The sequence below is a fragment of the Candidatus Enterococcus courvalinii genome, from assembly GCF_017315945.1.
GTDB lineage: Bacteria > Bacillota > Bacilli > Lactobacillales > Enterococcaceae > Enterococcus_B > Enterococcus_B courvalinii.
In genome coordinates this window covers 232,314-255,418 of sequence record NZ_JAFLWI010000002.1, presented here as the reverse complement: position 1 = coordinate 255,418, position 23,105 = coordinate 232,314, and the positions used below count along the sequence as shown (strand labels likewise).

At 36.3% G+C, this 23,105-nt stretch carries 18 protein-coding genes, 1 CRISPR repeat array and 1 riboswitch; of the genes, 4 read left to right on the top strand and 14 right to left on the bottom strand.

The features are described from left to right. Complete coding sequence (locus JZO71_RS01990; RefSeq protein WP_206897924.1) at positions 1–1,743, bottom strand: ABC transporter ATP-binding protein; 1,743 nt, start codon at positions 1,741–1,743, stop codon at positions 1–3. A gap of 135 nt (positions 1,744–1,878) precedes the next feature. Here JZO71_RS01990 and JZO71_RS01985 point away from each other — a divergent pair, with 135 nt between their 5' ends. Next, a complete protein-coding gene (locus JZO71_RS01985) occupies positions 1,879–2,715 on the top strand; it encodes an AraC family transcriptional regulator (protein WP_206897923.1) in 837 nt (278 codons plus the stop codon). Between the two features lie 77 nt (positions 2,716–2,792). Here the strand turns inward: JZO71_RS01985 and thiT are convergent, their stop codons facing one another. From thiT to JZO71_RS01970, 3 genes are all read right to left on the bottom strand, one after another. Then, positions 2,793–3,353 carry an energy-coupled thiamine transporter ThiT gene (gene thiT / locus JZO71_RS01980; protein ID WP_206897922.1) on the bottom strand — a complete coding sequence of 187 codons (561 nt, stop codon included), beginning with the start codon at positions 3,351–3,353 and terminating at the stop codon, positions 2,793–2,795. A 55-nt stretch (positions 3,354–3,408) separates the two neighbouring features. After that, positions 3,409–3,510, bottom strand: a riboswitch (TPP riboswitch). A gap of 128 nt (positions 3,511–3,638) precedes the next feature. Further along, a complete protein-coding gene (locus JZO71_RS01975) occupies positions 3,639–4,958 on the bottom strand; it encodes a PTS sugar transporter subunit IIC (protein WP_206897921.1) in 1,320 nt (439 codons plus the stop codon). Positions 4,959–5,126: 168 nt separating this feature from the next. Next, on the bottom strand, positions 5,127–5,840 hold the full coding sequence (locus JZO71_RS01970; RefSeq protein WP_206897920.1) for a GntR family transcriptional regulator: 714 nt from the start codon (positions 5,838–5,840) through the stop codon (positions 5,127–5,129). A 174-nt stretch (positions 5,841–6,014) separates the two neighbouring features. Between JZO71_RS01970 and JZO71_RS01965 the strand changes: the two genes are divergently transcribed. Then, positions 6,015–7,439, top strand: a complete 1,425-nt coding sequence (locus JZO71_RS01965) for a glycoside hydrolase family 1 protein (protein ID WP_206897919.1) — start codon at positions 6,015–6,017, stop codon at positions 7,437–7,439. Positions 7,440–7,648: 209 nt separating this feature from the next. After that, positions 7,649–8,212: direct repeats of the CRISPR family, unit length 36 nt; unit sequence GTTTTAGAGCTATGCTGTTTTGAATGCTTCCAAAAC. A 45-nt stretch (positions 8,213–8,257) separates the two neighbouring features. Here the strand turns inward: JZO71_RS01965 and JZO71_RS01960 are convergent. Beyond that, the gene (locus JZO71_RS01960; protein ID WP_206898065.1) at positions 8,258–8,629 is read right to left on the bottom strand and encodes a pyridoxamine 5'-phosphate oxidase family protein; all 372 of its coding nucleotides are present in this window, start codon (positions 8,627–8,629) and stop codon (positions 8,258–8,260) included. A 214-nt stretch (positions 8,630–8,843) separates the two neighbouring features. Here JZO71_RS01960 and JZO71_RS01955 point away from each other — a divergent pair, with 214 nt between their 5' ends. Continuing rightward, complete coding sequence (locus JZO71_RS01955) at positions 8,844–9,281, top strand: PH domain-containing protein (RefSeq protein ID WP_206897918.1); 438 nt, start codon at positions 8,844–8,846, stop codon at positions 9,279–9,281. A 257-nt stretch (positions 9,282–9,538) separates the two neighbouring features. Here the strand turns inward: JZO71_RS01955 and JZO71_RS01950 are convergent, their stop codons facing one another. From JZO71_RS01950 to JZO71_RS01910, 9 genes are all read right to left on the bottom strand, one after another. Continuing rightward, positions 9,539–10,069 (bottom strand): GNAT family N-acetyltransferase, encoded by a 531-nt coding sequence (locus tag JZO71_RS01950; RefSeq protein WP_206897917.1) that lies wholly within the window; start codon positions 10,067–10,069, stop codon positions 9,539–9,541. 234 nt (positions 10,070–10,303) lie between these two features. Continuing rightward, positions 10,304–11,305: an alpha/beta hydrolase gene (locus tag JZO71_RS01945; RefSeq protein WP_206897916.1), complete on the bottom strand. Its 1,002-nt coding sequence runs from the start codon at positions 11,303–11,305 to the stop codon at positions 10,304–10,306. Continuing rightward, positions 11,306–13,243 (bottom strand): alpha/beta fold hydrolase, encoded by a 1,938-nt coding sequence (locus tag JZO71_RS01940; RefSeq protein ID WP_206897915.1) that lies wholly within the window; start codon positions 13,241–13,243, stop codon positions 11,306–11,308. Further along, the gene (locus JZO71_RS01935) at positions 13,240–14,967 is read right to left on the bottom strand and encodes a DUF4091 domain-containing protein (protein ID WP_206897914.1); all 1,728 of its coding nucleotides are present in this window, start codon (positions 14,965–14,967) and stop codon (positions 13,240–13,242) included. Before JZO71_RS01935 ends, JZO71_RS01940 begins: the two co-directional genes overlap by 4 nt. After that, positions 14,936–15,964, bottom strand: coding sequence for an alpha/beta hydrolase (locus JZO71_RS01930; RefSeq protein WP_206897913.1), 1,029 nt, complete (start codon positions 15,962–15,964; stop codon positions 14,936–14,938). Before JZO71_RS01930 ends, JZO71_RS01935 begins: the two co-directional genes overlap by 32 nt. Positions 15,965–15,986: 22 nt before the next feature. Further along, positions 15,987–17,336 (bottom strand): glycoside hydrolase family 1 protein, encoded by a 1,350-nt coding sequence (locus JZO71_RS01925; protein ID WP_206897912.1) that lies wholly within the window; start codon positions 17,334–17,336, stop codon positions 15,987–15,989. Continuing rightward, positions 17,333–18,214, bottom strand: a complete 882-nt coding sequence (locus JZO71_RS01920; RefSeq protein WP_206897911.1) for an ROK family protein — start codon at positions 18,212–18,214, stop codon at positions 17,333–17,335. Before JZO71_RS01920 ends, JZO71_RS01925 begins: the two co-directional genes overlap by 4 nt. A gap of 27 nt (positions 18,215–18,241) precedes the next feature. Continuing rightward, positions 18,242–19,576 carry a PTS sugar transporter subunit IIC gene (locus JZO71_RS01915; RefSeq protein WP_206897910.1) on the bottom strand — a complete coding sequence of 445 codons (1,335 nt, stop codon included), beginning with the start codon at positions 19,574–19,576 and terminating at the stop codon, positions 18,242–18,244. Positions 19,577–19,588: 12 nt separating this feature from the next. Continuing rightward, positions 19,589–21,799: a glycoside hydrolase family 3 N-terminal domain-containing protein gene (locus JZO71_RS01910; protein ID WP_206897909.1), complete on the bottom strand. Its 2,211-nt coding sequence runs from the start codon at positions 21,797–21,799 to the stop codon at positions 19,589–19,591. A gap of 102 nt (positions 21,800–21,901) precedes the next feature. Here JZO71_RS01910 and JZO71_RS01905 point away from each other — a divergent pair, with 102 nt between their 5' ends. Then, a complete protein-coding gene (locus tag JZO71_RS01905; RefSeq protein WP_206897908.1) occupies positions 21,902–23,074 on the top strand; it encodes an AraC family transcriptional regulator in 1,173 nt (390 codons plus the stop codon). Positions 23,075–23,105: the final 31 nt, after the last annotated feature.

Sequence of the window (23,105 nt, the reverse complement as noted above, 5' to 3'; positions counted from 1 at the left end):
TCAGTTCCCCTCCTTCTCTTGGATACCTAATTGTTTTTGGTAAACTTCGTAGTAACGTCCTTTTTGTTGCAGCAATTCTTTGTGCGTTCCTTGTTCAATCACTTGTCCTTTTTCCATCATTAGAATCAGATCGGCTTCACGAACGGAAGAAATGCGATGAGCAATAATAAATGTTGTCTTTTCAGTTGTTAGCTGTGTTAACTCCCGCTGGATTTTAAATTCCGTTTCCATATCCACAGCTGAAGTTGTATCATCTAAAATAAGAATAGACGGATCTTTTGTTAAAGCTCTTGCTAACGATATTCGTTGTTTTTGCCCACCAGAAAGTCCAACACCACGTTCACCCACGATCGTTTCATACCCTTCCGGCATCCGTGAGATAAATTCATGTGCATCAGCAATCTGTGCCATTTGTTGGACGTATGTTTCATTTGCTAATGGATTGCCGAAAGCAATATTGTCTTCAATCGTGTTAGAAAATAAAAAGACATCTTGCATAACCATCGAGATATTTTCACGTAACTGACGAACAGGATATTCTTTTGCGTTTTTTCCATCAATCAACACTTCGCCTGAAGTTGGATCATAAAAACGACCAACTAAGTTAACTAGCGTTGTTTTCCCAGAACCAGTTTCTCCTAAGATGCCAATTGTTTGCCCTGGACTGATCTTAAATGAGATATGTTTCAAAACTAACGTATTAGGATCGTCAGAAAAATGGAACGAAACATCTCTAAATTCAACATGCCCTTTGATTTTTTTTGCTTCATCGTGAGTCAATACAGGGATTTGTGGTTTAGTTCCTAACATTTGCCGAATCTTGATACAAGCTGCCGAAAAACGTTGAACATCGTTAATCAACCAGCCACTCATTCTCATCGGCTGATTCAACATCCATAAAAAGCCATTGAAAGCAATCAAGTCACCCAACGTCATCTTTCCTTGAATAACAAATAACCCACCTAAAATCAGCGTAATCACGTTCAAGCTTCCAGCAAGCCCATCTAGCCAGGGCAAGTATTTCATAGACACTTCGGCTGATTTCATGTTCTGTGCTTTGTAATCTTCGTTGTGCTCAACGAATTTTTGGATTTCAAAGTCTTCTCTAGCAAATGCTTTGACGACTCGATTACCACCAATATTCTCCTCAACCATTGAATTCAAACGGGAAAAACTTTCTCGAATTTCAAAAAAGATTGGTCGCGCTTGCTTCGACATTTTCTGAGTAAGTAAGAAAATGACTGGCGTGACTGCAACCAGTGCCAGCATCAATTGCCAATTAATTGTTGCCATTACGATAACAGCAATACTGAACCATAAAATACATTCAATGATGTTATAGACGACCCATGAAACAAAATGACGAATAGCATCTGTATCTCCTGTCATCCTAGCCATAATGTCGCCAACTCGAGTGTGATTGAAGAAATCAAAATCAAGTTCTTGTAATTTTTGATACATTTCTTGCCGTAATTCAAACAAACTGTTCTGACCAATTCGTTCAAATAAAATCTGATAAGTATAACGAATGATTGTTCGAAAAATCGTGATACCAATCATTAATGCTAATAACGGAATTAATAAATTTGCTTCCCCTTTTTCAATGACTTTATCTACAATCTCACCCGCCACTAATGGGTTGACTATAATTAAAAGCGCGTTGATTATTAAAAATATAATTGCCAAAAATCCTTTATTTGCATATTTCTTTACATATTGCCAAATCCATTGATAATTGCTCATTTTATGTCCCCTCCTATACGAAAGCCTTTTCTCAATCAAGTACTAGCTTATCTTTAATAAATTCGAAAGAAAATGGTTATTCTTACTTGTTTTGATGTACAATATTATCAAATCTAAAAGAAAGGGTTTTCATTCATGAGTTATGCAAATGCCCAAATATTTAACCCAGAAATTATTTATGCTTTTGACCCTTGGAACGAACAAGGAAACAAAAGTGACATCCATACCCATGATTTTCTAGAAATCAGTATTGTTTTAGAAGGCCAAGCGAACTACACCATCGAGGAACAAGAATTTCAATTAAATGCTGGTCAAATTATGCTCTTTAATCCTGGGACTCATCACGGGGAACAACAAAAATCAGGAACTTATTCGCATCAACTTCATATTGGTTTAACGAATATTTCATTAGACGGACTAAAGAGAAATCACTTACCAACTAAAAAAGCAATTCTTAATCTTGGGGAATATCAATGGGAATTTCTCGACAAAGCATGGCGTCTAGTTAAAGAATATAGTGAAGAACAACCTGAATTTCAATTAATGGTCAAAGCGTTAATTATCGAAATGTTAGTACTTATTTTAAGAAGCCTAGAAAAAGTGAAAGATAATACAGTCACTCTAGCCCTTTCAAAGAATGCTAAACGAAAACAATATTTAGTCAATCATGCGATTTATTATTTAGAAAACCATCACACGCAAGAAATTACTTTAGAGCAATTAGCTGATACGTTGTATGTTAGTCCCACGTATTTATCAAAAGTTTTTAAAGAGTCTACGGGTATGAGCCCTATCAATTATCTTATCCAAGTTCGACTGAAACATGCCAAGGAGCTTTTAGCAAACGAACAACTAACTATCAGAGAAATTTCTCAAGCTGTAGGTTATCAAGATGCGTATCATTTTAGTAAACTCTTCAAAAAATATTATGGTCTTTCTCCTTCGCAGCTAGCAAAGAAATCACTGGCATAAACAAAAAACTCTTAAAAGGCTCCTGTGTTCTAAGTCTTTTAAGAGTTTTTTTGTTGTTCAGTTTAGTTCTCTTACTTCTACTTCAAAGGATCAAATAATTTTGGTGCCACTCGATAACAAATAATGACCACGATTGCTACGGCAAATGCAGTGGCTAAACCACTCGCGCCATTCATAACAAATGAAAACACCCAAGGATTCATGCCTTCTGGTGCGTAGCCCCCCCAAAAAATACCACCCGCAATAAAATGCCAGAAAAATCGAGTAAAAGTTCCAACCACCGATGAAACAATTAGAATTCCATAAATTTTGGGTGTCTCTCCATTCACCATTGCGCGATGTAAGGACAAGGCAAACACCCCAGCAAACCCAGCAAATGTAAATGCGATTGGGTATTCAATTAAAACTTGTGGGACACTCAAAAATTGAACTTTGCCCATTAAAAAGTGTAATAATCCCCAAATCAATCCAGCGCCTAATCCCGCTTTAAGACCCCTACGTAAAGCATAAATAGTGATTGGGATTTGTCCAATCGATAAGGTAAAACTACTTCCAATATCTAGTGGAATCAATGAAAGCACCATCGCTAATGCTGCAATAATCGTCCCTTCAATCCACACTTTTGTTTCTGAATGCATAAAAAAACTCCTCCTTTAGAATCACCACAATTCACAAAGGAGAAGTGTTAGCTACACTTCCACTCGTCACAATTCCTACGTTCGTATGACCGAAACAGGTACGGAGGGTTTAGAGTAAACTCATTCTCAGCCTCGAAAGGCTCCCCTTTGTGAGTAGATTCTATTATTTTTTACTTGTCTAGCATAACATATTTTTTCTTTCTTCAGAAGTGAAAAGAAACTTTTTGTTTAAGCAAACAAAAAGCGAACAATTGGACTGTTCGCTTTTTTTAATCTATTTGAAATTTATTTTGTCATATTAGACGTAACTTTTTCGTCAATACGTAAAAATGGTAAGTAGATGAACACACTAGCAGCAATAATCAGAATTTGAAGAACTGCGGCACGCCAATCCCCACTAGTTGCTAAGAACCCAGAAATGATTGGCGGTGTCGTCCAAGGAATTTGGACAACGACGTGATTAATTAATCCAACTGCTGTTGCAAAATAAGCAACAGTTAGTGAAAATATTGGTGCTAAAACGAATGGAATAATCAAGCTAATATTAAACACAATTGGTAACCCAAAAATAATCGGCTCGCTGATATTGAAAATAGCTGGCGTAACAGATAACTTAGCAAAGTCTTTGTAGTCTTTACGACGACTAAAAATAAAAATCGCAATAAGTAAAGCAATTGTATTACCAGAACCACCCATTACAGCAAAAGTATCTTTGAAAGCCATATTGATGATATGAGGGATCTCTTCTTTATTGGCATAGGCAGCCATGTTTTCTTGCATATTTTGAATCAAAAATGGATCGAGTAATGAACCAGAAATGACAGCCTGATGAATTCCAAAACCAAAAAACAGATTTGCAATGGATGTTAACAATAAGAATCCTGGTAGTCCAGTAGTGATTTTACTCAAAGGTTTTGTAATGATCGTTGTGATCAATGTATTGACATCCATATGGAATAACTGATTGATAGCAAATGAACCAATTGCGAATATGGTAATGGTCAACATAATCGGAATCAAAACGTTAAATGATTTCAGAACAGCTGGTGGAATATTGCCAGATAAATTGATCTGAAGTTTTTCATTTTTAGATAATTTGATAAATAATTCGGTAGCTGCAAGACCAACAAAAATACCGACAAACATGCCTGAAGCTCCGGTGTAAGCAATCGGAATCACGCCATTCACTTCTATTGCTTTTTGACTATTTTCTGGAGTAAACATCATGACCATTGGTGTGAGAACAATGAAAGTAGAAATAGCAACTAACACTGCAGCGATTGAATTTTGATAATTGCGGCTAACACACATATGATAAGAGACTGCTGCTACAACTAATAATGTTGTAATACTAAGTGTACCATTGCTAATTGAAATTCCGATTTCTTGAATCGTTGATAAGGTTGCGGGTCGAATAAAGTGACCTAAAAAACCTGTTGGCTCCAATATGACATAGTTAATCAAAGTAACAAATCCAGCTAGCATCATGAAAGGCATAAAAGTTGCGAATGCATCACGCAGTGTTCGTAAGTGAATCTGATTTCCTAATCTTGTTGCGATTATCCCAAATTTTTCAAGGATAACCTCTTTTTTACTTTTACCCATAAAACTCTCCCCCTTTATTTGTAAGCGATTGCCTTCTTCTAGATAATAACTCGCCTTCTCGATAAAGTAAATATCTTTTTGTAAAAATATATACTTTTGTAAAAATAAAAAAATAAACAGCAAGAAAAAAAGCTTAACTTGCTGTTTATTTTGGTTGAATATGCGTTTTTATTTTTCGACAAAGATTGCTTCGAAAATAAAGTCCTTGTAGATATGTCTAGATAAAGAATATTCAAACGGAACTCCTGAGGACAGCGAAACAACTTTATCCACTTCAATCATAAATTCACCAGGCTCGATATTTAGGATTTTTGCATCAAACTCATTAGCGACATCTCCCTTGATCCACAAATGAGAGGATTTTATTTCCAGATTTAATTCATCTGTGATATAAGCATAAACTGATTTTTTCAAATGCTTAGGTTCCAACCCAGGTATAACAGCCAACGGCATAAATGTTTGTTCAATGGAATAAGGTTGGTGGTCTATGAATCGGCTTCGGATAATATTGTAAATGTAATCTTTCTCGCTGATTTGCAACATTTCTGCTACCTCTTTTGAAGGAAGTTCAATCGAAAAAGTATGGATCTCAGAGTCCACATGTTCTTCCCCCACCGTGCTTAGTAAGCCTTCGTTTGGACCAAAAACTTTTGAATTATCAATTGGTTTACGCAGGACTTCTGTACCAAATCCACTACGTGTTCGCAAAACACCCTCAGATACTAATAAATCAATCCCTTTTTTTACAGTTAATTTGCTTGTTCCATATTCTTCTGCTAATTGATCACCAGTCGGTAATTTGGCGCCAACCTGATACCTATCATCCATGATTTTCCGTTTAACATCTAAATAAATTTCCATATATTTTGGAATTTGTTTCATACGTATCCTCCTTCCACTTAAAACAATAGTTTCTTCTATACTTTACCATACTTTTGGCTGTTTTTAACTAAAAAAAACAAGCTCTCTTAAGAAAGATATATAATTTTAGAAAAAGGTATTTATTTTATTTGTAAGCGATGTTATGATTGAAGTGAATTTGAAGGAGGTCTATCAATGAGTACAATCAAAAAATTATCATTTCCAGAAAACTTTTGGTGGGGATCTGCATGGTCTGCTGAGCAAGCTGAAGGTCGTGGCGAAACAGGAAAAGCTGAAACAGTTTGGGAACGTTGGTACAAAGAACAACCCAATCGCTTCTACCAAAGAATCAGTTCAGAAATCACAACCGATCATATCCATCGTTACAAAGAAGATGTTCAATTGATGAAACAAACCGGACACAATTCTTTTCGAGTATCTATCTCTTGGGCAAGAATGTTTCCACAAGATGGCGTAGGCGAAGTTAATCCACAAGCAATTGCTTTCTATCGTGATTTATTTACTGAAATGAATAAAAACGGAATAAAAGTTTTTGCTAATCTTTATCATTTTGATATGCCTGCTAAGTTACAAGACCAAGGTGGTTGGGAATCACGAGATGTCGTTGATGCCTACGTTCATTTTGCAAAAACGTGTTTTGAAGAATTTGGTGATTTAGTCTTTCATTGGTTTACGTTTAACGAACCACTTGGGCCCATTCTAGGCTCTTATTTAGAAGACTTTCATTACCCCAATTTGGTTGACTTTAAACGTGGAAGTCAAGCTGCATTCTTTACAATCTTAGCACATGCAAAAGCAATCGAAGTTTTTAAAACATACAAGTTATCAAGCAAGATTGGTGTCATTTTAAATCTTAGCCCAACCTTCCCACGAAGTCAGAATCTTGCTGATGTCAAAGCCGCAGAGATTGCAGACTTATTTTACACACGAAGTTTCTTAGATCCAATGGTAAAAGGAAACTTTCCACCAAAATTAGTAGAACTTTTAAGCAAATATGACCAGTTGCCACTCGACTTTACTCAAGAAGATCTAGCGACGATTCAAGAGAATACTGCCCAAATTTTAGGGTTGAACTACTATGAACCTCGCAGAGTAAAAGCTCGCCTAACAGCAATCAATCCAGAAGGCCCTTTCTTACCTGAATGGTTCTTTGAGAATCATGTAATGCCCGGACGTCGTATGAATGAATATCGTGGTTGGGAAATTTATGAAAAAGGAATCTATGATTTATGTATGGATATCAAGAACAACTATGGAAACATTGAGGCATTCATCTCCGAAAACGGCATGGGGGTTGCCAATGAGGAACGATTTATGGATGAAACTGGGCAAGTAATTGATGAGTACCGCATTGAATTTATTCAAGATCACTTAGCTTATCTTTGGAAAGCAATTAATGACGGCTGCAACATCAAGGGGTATCATCTATGGACGTTCATTGACTGTTGGTCATGGATCAATTCCTACAAAAATCGTTACGGATTAGTTTCCTTAGATTTACCTACCCAAAAAAGAACAATCAAAAAAAGTGGTGAATTTTATAAAAAACTAAGTGACGAAAATGGATTTGATTACGATCTTGATTTGCTGGTTCCTTAAAAAATTATGTATCTGTAGCTTCGACTCATTTAGCAACTAAAAAAAACTGGTTATGACAGAAAGTCAGCTTATGCTATACTAAAGAAAACTGTTCGTTGACATTCAAATAGCCAACAAATTATACCAAATAAGTATAAAGATGCATTCAAACTGGAGCCTTGCTATGGGCGAGTAGTGCGATTACGGAACCTCAAAAATTTTAATCCGAGGTTTTAGAGCTATGCTGTTTTGAATGCTTCCAAAACTGGTGCAATAACTGCTTTATCGGCAGTATTGTTTTAGAGCTATGCTGTTTTGAATGCTTCCAAAACAGGGAAACCAAACACAGCAACAGTTTTCCTGTTTTAGAGCTATGCTGTTTTGAATGCTTCCAAAACCATAATTATCATGTTCAACAAGTTGCAACTGTTTTAGAGCTATGCTGTTTTGAATGCTTCCAAAACGTGCAAAACAATCACCCAGCTTCTCGATGGGTTTTAGAGCTATGCTGTTTTGAATGCTTCCAAAACCATTGCTACGGACTGTAACGGTCAGTTAGAGTTTTAGAGCTATGCTGTTTTGAATGCTTCCAAAACAACTACTTACAAACCTTTTTGATATACTTTGTTTTAGAGCTATGCTGTTTTGAATGCTTCCAAAACAGAACCCCAGTTACATTCTGGGGGGCATTAGTTTTAGAGCTATGCTGTTTTGAATGCTTCCAAAACTCCGAGCGTAGCAAGTGAAGCCCCTGTTTTGTTTTAGAGCTATGCTGTTTTGAATGTTTGGTTAAACATAACAAAAAAAGGACCGCTTGTTGAGAGCTGGTCCTTTTTTTGTTAGATTTTTTGCTCAACATCAGTAACAGTTATTTGCAACACACGGCTTAAAAAAGGAAACTTTTCCTTCATTTCATCAAAAATTGGCCCTTCTTTGATAAAATCAGCAGTTCCGTGTAAGTGGAATCCTGCACCAAGCCCTACTGTACCGATGACTTCTTTGCTTCCAACCGTTAGCATCACTTGATTATTTTTTTCGATATCCTGTTGGACACTGTGCATCCCAGCCGCAGGGATATATAATTTATCATCACTGATTTGAACGTAGCTGTTCCAAGTGTTTACTGCATGAAATCCCGGAGTTTCTTCACTCGAAGAAATTATTGTCACTGCTCCCTCATGCTTCATTACTTCTAAAAATGTTTCATTCATCATTTTATAGACCTCATTTCAATTATCGTAAGTTTATTATAGCACCACTTAGATATTTGGTTCAGTTTTTAGTAATAAACAACGGATTTATAACTTAAAAATATATACTATAATTATGCACGATATGGTACGATAAAATAAAGTATGATTAGCTAAATAGTTGATTATGCTTAGGTGTTGAGACATAAAAAACAACAACTTAGGAGGTAATATTATGGCATTATTTAATAATCTTGTACAAGGAGCTTTAGGAAATTACTCAGAAAAAACACCAGAACAATTGACTCAAGAATATGGAGCATATCTTTTCGACAATGAAGAAATCACAATGGGTTATCAATTGGTCAGAGACGCGTTGATTTTTACAAATCATCGAGTAATTTTCGTAGACAAACAAGGAGCAACTGGTAAGAAAACCGCCTTCCACTCGATTCATCTTGATTCAATCGTTGAAGTTGATATGGAAACTGCTGGAACCGGATTAGACGACAGCGAGATCACAATCACTTACCTTAAAAATATTAACCAACGTTCAAACAATGAAGTACACGCATTACATAAATTCGAGTTTCCCAAGAAGACAGATATCTTACCTTTATACCGCTATCTAGGAAATGTCAGTATGACAAATCGAACGCGAATCAACAACTAAATTTCTGTTATTCGCCCCCACTTTACTATGCCCTTTAGCATGGTAAAGTTTTTTTTAGCTATTTATTGTAATTTTTGTTCAGATTCTCGTATGTGTCCTTCGTAATTTTCGACTTTGAATAGCAAATAGTCATGAAGGGAAAGTAAATGGTTTATAGATACTTGAGCCTCATGCACTTTTCTACTATATATTTTTACTCTATTCATTTTGAAAACGAAAATAACAATAAAAAAAGAAGCTGGTATCAGCTCCCTTTTTTATTCATTAAAAGCATCAGAATATTTTATTGTGCCACTAATTGAATCTAATGCATCCTCATATAATGGTTTTATCATAAACATTTCATCAGGGACAGCAAAAGGCGCCTCAACACTGTACTTACTTGCTGGGACATAGCCAAGTCTTGGATAGTATTCCGGATGACCAAGGATGCTGATAAATCGATAATGAAGTTCTTTTGCTATCTTTTCTAATTCTATCAAGATTTTACTTCCTATTCCTTCACCTTGATGACCAACTTCCACAGCAAGTGGAGCCAAAACTAATCCCACATATGAAACTCTGACAGAGTCGACAATTTCCACTTCACTTAATAATCCGTGACCTACTATAGAATTCTCGTCATCAACAGCAACCATTTCTAAAGCAGGATTGTATGTGTCACTAGCACGTATCTTATTAACTAATTCAGCTTCATTACCATATCCACGTTCTGTATGTTCGAAAGCTTCACGAATCATTTTATCGACTTTTAAAAAATCCTTTTTGTTTATTGTTCTAATTTGCATCCTTTGTAATAACCTCTCTATAGTTAAGTTTTTTAATAACTATGCGACTACCGAAAGTAAACATAAGTCTGTCAAACAAAAACCTCCTTTAATTATTGACTTAATCATAACAGACCATTTTGATGGTTTCAACAGCAGCAAAAACATGCCATGCATCCAGTCAACAGGAAGTTTCAATATTTCATGATAGTTAACAAAAAGACTGAAACAAAAATATGTTCCAGTCTTTCTCCACTAACTTTGATCATTTACAAAACGAACCAGTGCATCAAATGTTTTTTCTGCTTCTGGTTTACTAAAATCAAATTGATATTCATGTCCCAGAGTTGGCTTTTTATACGAAATTTCTGTGACAGATAATTCTGCTTTTTCTAACGATTTTACAGTAGTTTCCATTTGTTTCGTAAATGTATTCTCATTTCCATCTGTAAAGAAAAACGCCTGTGATAAATCATTGGCATGATTTGCTAATGCTAAATCTTTGATATCTGTGTCACTCGCAAAATCTTTTTGGTCAAAGTATGCCCAACCACTTTGCTTAAATAAGAAACTTGAGATGGGGTCATCGATTTCTGCAAATTTATCTGGCGCAAGTAAGCCAGAAAGCGAAATGAATTTCTTCACTTGCGTACTTTTTAATGCAGGCGTTAATTGATTAATTTCTTTCAAATTCGAATTAGATAAACGAATTAAATATTCACTAGCAATTTGTGCGCCCGCTGAGTCACCACCCAATAAAACCTGTTCCCAGTCGATGTTAGCAATCGTACGTTCTTTGATTGTTGCTATCGCTTCGTTTAATTGTCTGACAGGTGTCGGGTATTTTGCTTCTGGAGCAAGTCCATAGTTCAGATTGACTATGACCGTTTTTGTTTCTGCACTTAGCATTGTTAAGTAATCTTCACAATCCTTTTTGTCTCCACCAACATAGGCACCACCATGAACCCAAAATAAAATAGGCAATTTTTTAGGTTGATTTTTAGGGATATAGATATCCATGAGATTATTTTTTCCCGTTGATTGATAGCTCACATCCTTCTCAATGGATACTTCTTGTGCATCATGCGTATAAAAATCTGGTCGTGGATAAACTTGTGCTTGCTGACTGGTATCAAATTGCTTACGAACGAAATGGCTAACTGGATTAGGTGTTAATTGAACTGTTAGCCAACTTCCGAGAAAAACTATCCCTACAAGTATTAAAATGCTGAATAAAATTCGTCTCAACCATTTCATCTATGATCTCCTTTTCCGCCAAAAATTGATGGCTCCAACTATTACGACTACCAGACCTCCAAAAATTGGCGGTACTATTGATTTCTTTTCGCCAGTTTTTGGATAACTTTTTGGTCTAGCTTCTGTTGAGGATGCTGACGAATCTTTCTTCGCTTCAGATCTTGCATCTTTTGGATCTTTTGGATCTGATGTAGCTATTGGCTGTGAAGAAGAAGAATCTGTCATTGTTTCTGAAGTATCGGTGTTTGTGGAAGAGTCACTTGTCGATGAGGACACTTTTTTATATTTATAGGTCACAACAGGAATAGTTTCATCAAATGTTCCTTGCTCGAGACCTTCAACAGAAACTAATTCATAGTGATCAAATGTTTTTGCTTCTGTTTGATACGACTCTCCATAAAAACCAGAAAGTATGAGCTCTTTGTCTGATAAAAGACTTTCGTTTTGTTCATCTACATAACGTACTTTTACTTGATCATTAAAGACTACAGCTAAAAAATCACTAACATGTTGATTATAGGTTGCTGGGTCTACTTTTTGTGCTTCACCATGTCCTGCTCCATCGACCAAAACTAAATCTTTGTATCCTTTTGACACGTCGTAAAGACTTTGTGCATTTGAAACGGGTACGACGTTATCTTCCGTTCCATGAATCAATAACTTAGGAATATCTGTTTGGCTCATTCCTAAGATTGGAAGATTTTCAGTCGTATTTAAATGCAGTTCCTGATCAAAGTAATTTTCTTTTAGCAGCTGCATATAAAGATCTTCGTGTGCTTGGTCTGCGACAATATCTAAATCAACACCGGGTATATTCTCTAACGCAGGGGCCACTAAGTTAGTATAAGTATAACGCAGCTGCTCATCAATGGATTGGAAGCCACAGTTTTCAATGATTCCTTTTACATTTTTTGGTGCGGGTTTCGCCAAAACAGACATCATTGTTGCTGCTCCCATTGATCCACCATACAATAATATGCCTTGATTCGGTTTTGTTTGAACTTCACGATTGATCCAGTACAAAACATCATCTGACTCGTATTGTCCATACGTAACGAAATCTCCGTCACTTCCACCAGTAGTACGTGAATCAACAAACAATAAATTATACCCTGCTTGATAAAAATTATCGTATTCTGGTGTCACAACACCATTATCCCAATTTCCGCGAAAGCCACCATGGATAATTACTGTTTTGTCAGAATTCTGATTGACATAATAGGCCTTTAGGTTCATTGGTTTCCCTGTCTGATTATTCAGTGCAGTTCCTTCTAATGGTAGTGTATTCGGATAAAAACCTGTGTATTCTGAAGGTGACGTACCATCATTATTTGCTAATAAAGACATAAAGTGACTGTCCTTTGCAAAAGCAATATCATAAAGCAAATAGGTGGACATCAATTGCTTGATTACTAATGAATCAACTTCAAATTGTGTTTTCGCTAAGCCAAGTTGCCCACTGTATAACATCAAAAAACCAATATCGAATCCACTGCCACTAGTCGTAGCAAACAATGTATCTAATTTCCCGCCAAAATAATTCAAATATAAGCGTGAGTTAAAATTATCCCCTTTGCCAATTGCATCAAGAATTGCTTGTTCATCAGAATCGTCAGCTTTAGGTTGATTGGAATCAGCAGATGTGTCCGTTGTAGTGTTAGTTGACTCAGTTGACTCAGTTGATTCGGTAGCCTCAGTGGACTCATTTTTCGTTGAATCACTAGTAGTTGAAGTGTTAGTGCTTGTTTCATCGGTCTGTGTATCAGTTGTTATATCGGTACTTGTTTCACTTGTCTGTTGTGTATCAGTTGTTGTTTCAACTAGCTTACTGGAACTACTTGTGGTATCTTCATTGGTTACTGCATCTGCTGGAGAAAAAGAGATACCCGATAAAATCAACGCACTAATTAATGTAATTACTTGAACTTTTTTCTTCATTGTACACTGCTCCCTTGGCTTATTTGGGTCAATTGCTGAATCAATGAAGACCTCAAGTGCTGATACTGTTGTTCTGATAACTGAAATGCATGTTCATTTGCTTGGTGACTGTCTAGCATCCATTTTGTCGGATCAGTAATACCTAGAAATTCTTCTAAAATGTTCTCGACTGCTTTTTTATCCTGCTTTTCCGCTGCTTTTAACAACCAGAAATCTTCAATGCCACGTTTTAATTGTTTGTAGCGCAAAGAAAGTAGTAAATGACCATTGTTCCCAGGATAGATCAGACAGTTATCGCCAATAGGTAAAGCCGCAGTATTGTAACGAATGTCAGTGCGTGCGTTAGTTGGCCAACAATTCAATGCCCATCGCAAAAGTCCGTCTGTTTTGAAAAAGTAAGCAAGAACACCTTGTACCCTTGTTTCTAATAGTGGACTGTGTAAAAAAGTATTCGGTTTTGACGGGTAATTGCAAACATAATATTGTGTTTTTCCCGGGAATTTTTTTGTCAGTTCTTGATAATTTTGACAGGTACAATAAAACGAAGTCACGGGGTAATCAATCACTGGTAACAAACTGTGTAACACTTCTTCTTTATCAAAAGCAACTTTTGTTTTAATTGTTGGCTCAATCGCTTTTAGTTCCTGTAAAGCTGTCATAAATTGATGAATCTCATGTTTCTTAGGCTCATCAGCATTGAAATAAGTTTTTCCCCAAACGCCAAGTTCTTTCAAATGTGTGACTAACTGTTCTAAGTAGGATGTGAAATCTGCTTTTTGTTCAATAAATGCGATTCGCTTTGTACTTTCGTCAAAATAACGAAGAACTAATTTTTCAGTGTGCTCAAATCGCTTATTGACCGGAAAATAAGGTGGGTTCCAAACACCTAGTAGTCCAAAAAGATTAATTTCTTGATTAATGCCATAATCTGCAAAACAAGCAAGATAGCGATCCAAAATTGAAAAATCACAAAGTAGCTTTCCCGTTTGGTCTTTCCGAATTGGAATCATAGAGTATTCGTAAAGATTAGCCGGATAATCTTTGACAATATAATTAAACCAACCTTTCCAAGGAATCTCTCCAGCAATAACCGTTACGGATTTTTGGCCAATCTCAGATAAAAGTTTTGCCATTTTGTCAATTAATTCAAAGTGCGCTCCCCCCCACAAAGGTACTTGAAAAGTGCGCGCTAAATTAGATGGCTGTTGCCACAGATCTAATTTGAACTCTTCTTGCGGACAATCAGGAAAGACAAAATCTGAAACTGTTAGCTCAACTGATTTTTGCAAGATTAGTTGTTCCTCTTGATTGATAAATGACCGATAAATCGAAAAATCAATGGAATAAGAACCACTCGCTAGGTCTTTACTTAACGGGATTTCGACATAAATAGGTGCATAACGATCACCACTAAATGTATGCGCACGTTCCTCAAGTAGTTTGTCTGCGTAAGCAATCTCATCTTTTCCCATATAATAATCTACAAACTGCGCCTCATAAGGTAAAGTTGTTTCAATAGACACACGATACATGGGAATCTCAATCTCATCTGGAATGGCAAATTGATGATCTAAGCTAAACTGGTTTTTTTTGCCGTCATATAATAAAATTTGAAAAGCTGCGCACTGGTTACGAAATCCACTAACCTTTTCTAGCTGATGAGGATGGTTTTGACTAAGTTTAGTCGAAGCTTTATAGCTTTCTGGTACAATCAAACATTTCATTGCTTTCTTCCCGCTTTCTAAAAATTTTTCTCGATTTTTCTTGAACAAGTGTCAGTTTTGTTGATGAAAAAATTTCAGGTGCTAGTCGATGCAGTTGATTCAATGTAAACTTACGAATGATTTTGTAATAACTCTTTTCGGAAAACTTTGGAAATTCTTTGATAAGTAGTTCTTGCATTCCTTTTTCTTTCATTAAATGCTGTAACGATTGCTCGAACACAGGCTTGAGTGACTCCTCTTTTTCCTCCGTCGCCAAAGACTTTCTAGGTTGGGCCCAATTCAGTTCAAGCCATTCACAAGCTAACTCAAACCACCGAGCAAACCGTTCATCAATCATTTCAGGTGAGGCACCAAACCATTTCGTTGCTAACGATAAACCATGTAATCCTTTTTGAAAAATATGACTTTCAAAAGGGACATCATTTTCTTCCAATGCAGCTAAATAAAGTAAAGAATTCTCAATTGGCACTACATTATCCTCAAATGTCGAAAATAAAAATGTTGGTGGTGTTTCTGGCGTAACACAAGCATCTAACGAAGGCGCTTCGATTTCCATCACTTCTGCAAAGGAAGCTAAAATAGCAGGATAACCTAAAATACACAAAGCAGGTTTCTCCTCCAATATTGTCGACATTGCTGCCGCTAAATGACCACCAGCAGAAAAACCAATCACCGCAATTTGGTCATGTGCGACTTTAAAACATGAATCGATTTTTTTGATCTCGATTAAAGCACGTTCACCATCTCGTAACGACTGTGCAAAATCTCGTTGTTCACCCACATGATAGCGTAAAACACCAGCATGGTATCCTTTGGCAACGAAAGCTAAAGCAATTGGTTCTGCTTCTCTTTCGCTACAAAAACTATAACCTCCACCTGGAATCACTAAAATAAAAGGCCGCTTTTTAATTCGATCCATTGAAACTAACTGATCATTTAAATAAAGCGTTAATCCCGTATCGGCACGAGAATCAAAAGTTATTTTTTGCGTGTACATAGTGACACCTCTCACTGATTATTTATAGTCCATTATTTGCAATCACTTTTTGATACCAATAAAAACTATCTTTTCTATAGCGAGCTAGATCCAACAAATCCTCTTCTGTTCGATTCACATAAATAAAGCCATAGCGCTTCTCGATTCCTTCGTGGGTACTGATCAAATCAATCGCACTCCAAGGACAGTAACCGATAATATCCACACCATCTTTTATAGCCAATTCCAATTGCTCAATATGATCTTTCAAATAATCAATTCGATAATTATCATGAACTTCTCCAGCAGTCGTTAACGTATCTTTAGCACCAATACCGTTTTCGGTAATCAAAAGTGGCAAGCGATAACGTGAATAAATCTCATTTAATGTAAAACGAAAACCTGCAGGATCAATTGGCCAACCAAATTCTGTTAGGGGTAGATGCTCATTGGAAACAGATTGGAAGAACCCTGGGATGCCAAAACCTGATTGTTGATCGATTTTATTTTCCTTTTCATAATAAGCCGAAACCGTCATTGTATTGTAATAATTGAACGCAATATAATCACAGGTGCCAGCAGCTAAGATTTCTCTGTCTTCTTCTGTTACAACAGGAGCTGCACCAATGCTTTCTAATAAATGCCAAGCATTATGATTATAGATTCCGTAAACAGCTACATCTAAAAACAGCCAGTTGCGTAGCGCACTCATGTACAAAGCGGCTAACTGATCTTCTGGTTTATCAGTTGCGGAGTATACACTAGCGATGTTTGGTGCTGGTCCAATTTTTCCTGGATGACCTTGTTCATGAAAGTGTTTTGTTACTAAGGCTTGCGCAACTAACATATGATGATTTTCTTGAAATTTTTCTTTCATTGATTTGTTACTTGTTCCAATGACAGAGCCTGCAAGTGCCATCACATTTTGTTCATTGATCGTTTGCCAATAAGGAACCTTTTTCCCAAAGCGTTCAAATAATAATTGGCAATAGCTTGCGAATTCGTTAATCGTCTCGCGGTTTTCCCAGCCACCTTTCTCTGCCATATAAACAGGTAAATCAAAGTGAAACACTGTTACGATTGGTTCGATATTTTGGCGAATCAATTCATCAATCAAAGACTCGTAAAAGGCAAGCCCCTCTTCATTTATTTGACCATTTGGCATCACTCGACTCCATGAAATGGAAAAACGGTATGCTTTCAAGCCGAGTTCTTTGAAAAGTTGCACATCTTCTTTAAAGCGATGATAGTGGTCAATGGCTACTTTGAAATCAGTTGTCCCTTCAGGAATCGCCTTGTTATCTTGAACAGAAGGTCCTTTTCCATCTTCATTCCAGGCACCCTCCACTTGATACGCACTCGTTGAAGCGCCCCACAAAAAATTTTCTTTCATTCGTTCGTTACCTCCGCTGCGCCAATCAAATTAGCATCTGCCTTAAATTTTGCCGATTCAATTGGTATTTTTCGTAATGTTTGTTCGATTATTGGTGAAAGCTCAAAGAATTGATTATAACGGTGTTGAATTCCGTCAATCAATAGTTTTTGTTGGCTAATTCCTCCACCAATTATGATTTTTTCAATATCTAAAATCGTTTGTAAGTTGAAGCAGAGAAGGGCTACTTCGTAACAATAGATTGCAAATAATTTTTTTGCCTCTTCATTCGTTGTCTGTTTCAGCTGTTCAAAAACTAATTTCCCATCTTTAGGAAGTTCAAGGACTTTTGCGAGCTGTTCAATCAGTACTACGGCCGAAAGCCCTTTGCCAACAAAAGAATCAGCACCTAAAATGGTACGATCACGAATCAAAAAACTGATTTCGCCAGACTGATGGTGTGTGCCTCTGTATAGTTTTCCATCAATTACCAGACCTAATCCGACACCTGTCCCTAAAATCAGTGCTGCAGCATTCTTGGTATTTTGTAAACTCCCTTTATTCAGTTCTCCAAGGGTAGCGGCTTTCGCATCATTTTCAATCACCACTTCACCTGAAAAAAAGGAGCTAATACGTTCTACTAAATTTACTTGATCCAAATAGGGCACTGCGCCTCCAAATTCAACGACACCAGTGCTTTTGACAGAACCCGGTACAGCTAAAGCAACCTTTTCAAAGGTCGCTTTTTGCTGATATTCGTCAATTAATTTTTGAAATAAACGTGTTAATTCTGTCAGACTTTTTGGTGTAGGTATACTTTTTTTATCAGACAGTTGATTTCCATACACCAAGGCTGACTTCACAAAAGTTCCACCAATATCAATACTTAATGTTTTCATTTTGTTTTTCCTCATTATCCTCCACGTCTAAGCTTGAATTTCATCTTTCTTTTCAGTTGACACATTATTTTTTTCTAAAGCAAGCTCCAACTCATATTCTTTTTTATCCGCAATTTTAATAAATGGATACCACATCACGATCCCAATCCCTAAACAAATGAACATCAAAATTGTATAATTTAACCCACCAGCAAACGGCATTTTAATAAAGGTTGGCGTAGTCCATGGTAAAAGGGACATTGTTGGATTAAGTGAAATCGGTAAAATCGTACTTGTTAACCCCCATGTAACAAAGCCTGCAATTAATTGTGTGAAAACTTGTGGTATAAAGAAAATTGGATTCAAGATGATTGGCATACCAAACATCAATGGTTCTGTAATATTAAAGATTGATGGAATAAATGAAAGTTTTCCAAGTTGCTTCATTTTTGCCGATTGACAACGAATCATGAAAAATGTAACAAATCCCATAAAACCCGCCGCGTACATTCCCATATAAATCACTGATGGTAACAAGTAAGGCAATTTTTCTCCACTTTGGAAAGCAGTCATATTCCCCACAATCATGGTCATGCTGATTGCGCCAAGAGGTCCTTGTAATACGGCATTATGAATACCAAAAAACCACAATACAGCCAGTAATTCCATGATGATAATAATTGAAATTGGACTGGCAACTAATGAATTCAGAGGCGCATTGATTACATCAATAAAGAATTGGAAAATGCTGCCAGATACAGTGTAACCAAATCCTACACGGATACAAAAGATCAACGTAAAGATGATCGTAACAACAAAAACTGGCGCAAGTGACTGCGTAACCATCGGTGGAACACTTTCTGGTAATTTGATCATCAAGTTTTTATTTGATAAATAAGCATAAAATCGAGTAACTAATAACGCAACTAACATTCCAATGAATAACCCTTGTCCACCAAGATAGTCTAATCGTAAAGCACCGATTGCTTGTTCTGTTGCCTCTCCATTTTGGGTAACTGTTGTCATGATTTGTTGCGGCATCAACATGATAAAACTAGCCAAAGAAATCAGAGCTGCATTTCGTTCATTTGTTTGTAATTGCTTGGCATAAGAAAACGCTAAGCTATAAACAACATATAAAGAAAAAACACCAGTCACGCCATTGGTAATTGCTTCAACGTGTTGATAAATCCCGATTTTCGTCAAATAATCGATCCATCCAGGAATTGGGAAATTGCCGATGATTGTCAGTAGTGCAATTCCCAGTGTTAATGGACTTGTCCGAATAAATCCTTCCATCAAGGCACCTAATACTTTGTTTTGTTGTAATTTCTGAGTCAGTGGCAATAATTTATTTCCTAAAAATGCTTCTAATTTTTCCATAACGATTCTCCTTTAGCTGATTTTTATTGGTAGATTTTCTTGTTTTCCTAAGATATCTAATTGAAGAACATACTCTCCTGCATCAAAATGTAAGTCTCCTTGGTTATCAAAATAAGTGAACACTGTTTTCGGTATTTCAACTGTCATCACTTTTTGCTCGTTTGCTTTTAAGAAGAAATGTTGGGTAGCAATCAAACGTTTGATTGGCTGGACAATTTCCGCTGAATAATTAAGCAAATAAATTTGTGGGGTGATCCATCCATCATGTTCACTCCTATTTTTTAGTTCATAAGAACAACGAATCATTTCTTCATTTCCTTTTGCTGATTGCCAGTGACCAGCAAATGTCGCATAACTTAATCCTGTCCCAAATGAAAATAACGGCTCATTTGGTGCGTCGATATATTTGGATACAAAACGTTCACTATGTGTGCTGTCAGCTAATGGTCGACCAGTAGATGTTTGGGCATAATACACAGGAATTTGACCTTCATTTTTTGGAAAAGACATTGTCAATCGAGCAGATGGATTTGCTCTTCCTGTCAGAAGATTTGTGATTCCTTTTCCTCCCATCACGCCTGGAAACCAGACTACTAACAAACTATCAAAATACTTTTCTACCTCAGTTAACACTAAGGGACGACCCGTGTACAGCAAACCGATAATTGGTTTATTTAATTCTGCTAATTCCTTGATCAATCGAATTTGTTTTTCTGGTAACTGAAGATTCGTTTTTGAAGCTCCTTCCCCACTTTCCAAAAACTGTTCGCCAATCGTTAAAAGAATTACGTCTGCTGCTTCTGCTTGTTCAATCGCTTGTTGCAACAGAAAGCTTTCCTCTTCGATTGGCCCATTCAATTGCTCAAAGCCAGCTTTCAGTGGACCAAATTGCTCATAGCTCTCATAAAGATTGAATCCTCTTGTGAAAAAAAGCTGTTCTTCATCAAATTGCTCTAACAGTCCAGCTTTCAGTGTAAAAACATCTGAAGACTTCCCACTGACTGATGCCCAAAAACCTAATGTAAAATGGCTGTCAGCATAGGGACCTACAACAGCGATTTTTTGATTAGATTTTGGTTTCAATGGAAGCAAAGATTTATTTTTTAGGAGCACACAACTTTTTTCGACTAATTGTGTAGCAATGTCTTTCGCTTCTTGTGTTAAAATTTCACCCGTGTTCACCTGCGTTAATCCTCGGAAAGGATCTTCAAATAAGCCTAATTTATTTTTCAAGACTAAGATACGCCAAACTGCTTCATCTAAACGTTTGGCAAATTCGGACTTCTTGACCAATTCAGGTAATCCATTGGCATAAGTAGCTGTCATCATATCTAAATCAACACCAGCAAGCAACGCTTTTTTTGCCGCATCTTCTGAATCTTTTGCAAAACCATGTGTTTCCAATTCTGCAATTGCTGCATAATCGGATACCAATACGCCATTAAAACCAAATCGTTCTCTCAGAATCGTCTGATTCAACCACTGATTCCCTGTTGCTGGAACACCGTTCAATAAATTAAAAGCTGTCATAACTAATTCACAATTTGCCTCAACTGCTGCTTGATAAGGTTGTAAATATTCATTGAATAATTTCTGATTGGATAATTCGACTTGGTTATATTCACGCCCACTTTCGGGAGCTCCATAAGCAGCAAAATGTTTGATGCAAGCTGCAACATGATTTTCTTTCAAGTACATTTCCTTTTCACCTTGATAACCATTCACTACACTTTTGGCGAATTGCTTACTCGTATAAACGTCTTCGCCTGGAGATTCCATTACGCGTCCCCACCGTGGGTCACGAACTAAGTCCAACATTGGAGAAAACACAACATGAATGCCATTCAGGTAACTTTCTTTAGCAGAAACTTCAGCTGCTTGCTGGATCAAATCGAAATCATAGGATCCTGCTTGTGCTAATGGAATGGGAAAAATCGTTCGAAAACCATAAATAATGTCTGACATAAATAATAATGGAATTTTATGAGAGCTATTTGTTAACACATCTTTTTGAATCTGATATAGTTTTTGGTAATCATTTACGTTATAAATTGAGCCAATTTCATAAAAGTTCGGCTCTTTTTTAAATCCGAGATCTTTCACTGGACCAGTAGTCATTACACCGCTTTCAACAAAGAGATCCCCATTCAACTGAATCGTTTGAGAAACTTTGTCGTCAATCGATAATGAATCAAATAGTTCTTTTAATTTTTGTTCTTCCATCTCACCCTCCTGTAACCGTTTTAAATTTCAGGTTGATTATATAAAGATTTCATACTAAGATATACTAAAATAAATGACTTTATATCAAAAAAGGAGTATCTAATGGAATTTGAAGCCCTCTCACTAATTTTAAAACGTCTTTATCATAAATATCTCATTCCTTTGTTTGTTATCAATAACGAAGGACACATCATTATTCCGAAAAATTCTGACTGGACCATTGATTACCTGAAACAAGACTATTTAAAGCTTCCGCCGAAACATACAGTTTTCTTTTATGAAGATCAAGACTACTTTTTTTCTAGCTTTACCTGTGATTTATCTGATAATAATAATTGCCAGGTTTTAGTTGGTCCTTGTGGTATTTTAGGGACCAAGAGTGATACTTTTACTTTCCACGATCATGATTACTTAGCAGGCGTTCATTACTCAAAAGAAACGCAACCAACTTTTGTTGAATTTGTTGAGCTCCTTTATTCCCTTTTAAACGGGCAGGTTCTTTCAAAGAAACAACATAAATGGATCTATCGAAATCGAAGAGTTACGGCACATACTGAAACGATATTGACGAATAATTTATACAATCGAAGATTCGAGGACCCATTCCTTGATTCTTTTGAATTTGAGAAAAGATATGTTGAAGCAGTTCGCCGAAATGAACCAGAAAAAATCGAATGGCTATTTAAAAAAGTGAACTACACTTATAACTCAAAGCTTTCTCTCAATAAAGTCGAGAACTTAAAATATAAGTATTCTGGACTGATCACTATTTTGACAAGAGTGAGTGTGAATGAAGGCGTTCCAGTTAATCAAGCATATAGCTTATCGGATTCATTACTCCAAAAGCTCCAAAAAATCCATACAATAGCAGAATGTATGGCGCATATCAAGGAAACATCTCTTTTATTTATGGAACTCATCCACGATTTTCCATATTCAGAAACCAATTTTTTAGTAAAAGATTTGTTGAACTATATCGATGCACATATTTATGAGCGGATTACCTTAAAAGATTTAGCAGAATCTGTTCAAAAACACCCTACTCATATCACTGCCGAATTTAAAAAAGCACTTGGACAAACAGTTCACACCTATATTAATCAAAAAAAAGTAGCTGAAGCTAAACACTTATTACTTTTTACGGATAAAAGCTATAAAGAAATTGCAACGTTGCTCACCTTTTCTAGTCAAAGCCACTTTATTCAAATTTTTAAGCAATTTGAAAATTTGACTCCGTTAGAATTTAAAAATAGACATGTCACAACAATTTTTTAACTCAAAAAACTCCCACCCGATAAAATTTAGG

What these genes read in the sequence shown, in the direction of transcription:
- JZO71_RS01990 (WP_206897924.1), bottom strand. Translation starts at nt 1,743, where the DNA reads ATGAGCAATTATCAATGGATTTGGCAATATGTAAAGAAATATGCAAAT.
- JZO71_RS01985 (WP_206897923.1), top strand. Translation starts at nt 1,879, where the DNA reads ATGAGTTATGCAAATGCCCAAATATTTAACCCAGAAATTATTTATGCT.
- thiT (WP_206897922.1), bottom strand. Translation starts at nt 3,353, where the DNA reads ATGCATTCAGAAACAAAAGTGTGGATTGAAGGGACGATTATTGCAGCA.
- JZO71_RS01975 (WP_206897921.1), bottom strand. Translation starts at nt 4,958, where the DNA reads ATGGGTAAAAGTAAAAAAGAGGTTATCCTTGAAAAATTTGGGATAATC.
- JZO71_RS01970 (WP_206897920.1), bottom strand. Translation starts at nt 5,840, where the DNA reads ATGAAACAAATTCCAAAATATATGGAAATTTATTTAGATGTTAAACGG.
- JZO71_RS01965 (WP_206897919.1), top strand. Translation starts at nt 6,015, where the DNA reads ATGAGTACAATCAAAAAATTATCATTTCCAGAAAACTTTTGGTGGGGA.
- JZO71_RS01960 (WP_206898065.1), bottom strand. Translation starts at nt 8,629, where the DNA reads ATGAATGAAACATTTTTAGAAGTAATGAAGCATGAGGGAGCAGTGACA.
- JZO71_RS01955 (WP_206897918.1), top strand. Translation starts at nt 8,844, where the DNA reads ATGGCATTATTTAATAATCTTGTACAAGGAGCTTTAGGAAATTACTCA.
- JZO71_RS01950 (WP_206897917.1), bottom strand. Translation starts at nt 10,069, where the DNA reads ATGCAAATTAGAACAATAAACAAAAAGGATTTTTTAAAAGTCGATAAA.
- JZO71_RS01945 (WP_206897916.1), bottom strand. Translation starts at nt 11,305, where the DNA reads ATGAAATGGTTGAGACGAATTTTATTCAGCATTTTAATACTTGTAGGG.
- JZO71_RS01940 (WP_206897915.1), bottom strand. Translation starts at nt 13,243, where the DNA reads ATGAAGAAAAAAGTTCAAGTAATTACATTAATTAGTGCGTTGATTTTA.
- JZO71_RS01935 (WP_206897914.1), bottom strand. Translation starts at nt 14,967, where the DNA reads ATGAAATGTTTGATTGTACCAGAAAGCTATAAAGCTTCGACTAAACTT.
- JZO71_RS01930 (WP_206897913.1), bottom strand. Translation starts at nt 15,964, where the DNA reads ATGTACACGCAAAAAATAACTTTTGATTCTCGTGCCGATACGGGATTA.
- JZO71_RS01925 (WP_206897912.1), bottom strand. Translation starts at nt 17,336, where the DNA reads ATGAAAGAAAATTTTTTGTGGGGCGCTTCAACGAGTGCGTATCAAGTG.
- JZO71_RS01920 (WP_206897911.1), bottom strand. Translation starts at nt 18,214, where the DNA reads ATGAAAACATTAAGTATTGATATTGGTGGAACTTTTGTGAAGTCAGCC.
- JZO71_RS01915 (WP_206897910.1), bottom strand. Translation starts at nt 19,576, where the DNA reads ATGGAAAAATTAGAAGCATTTTTAGGAAATAAATTATTGCCACTGACT.
- JZO71_RS01910 (WP_206897909.1), bottom strand. Translation starts at nt 21,799, where the DNA reads ATGGAAGAACAAAAATTAAAAGAACTATTTGATTCATTATCGATTGAC.
- JZO71_RS01905 (WP_206897908.1), top strand. Translation starts at nt 21,902, where the DNA reads ATGGAATTTGAAGCCCTCTCACTAATTTTAAAACGTCTTTATCATAAA.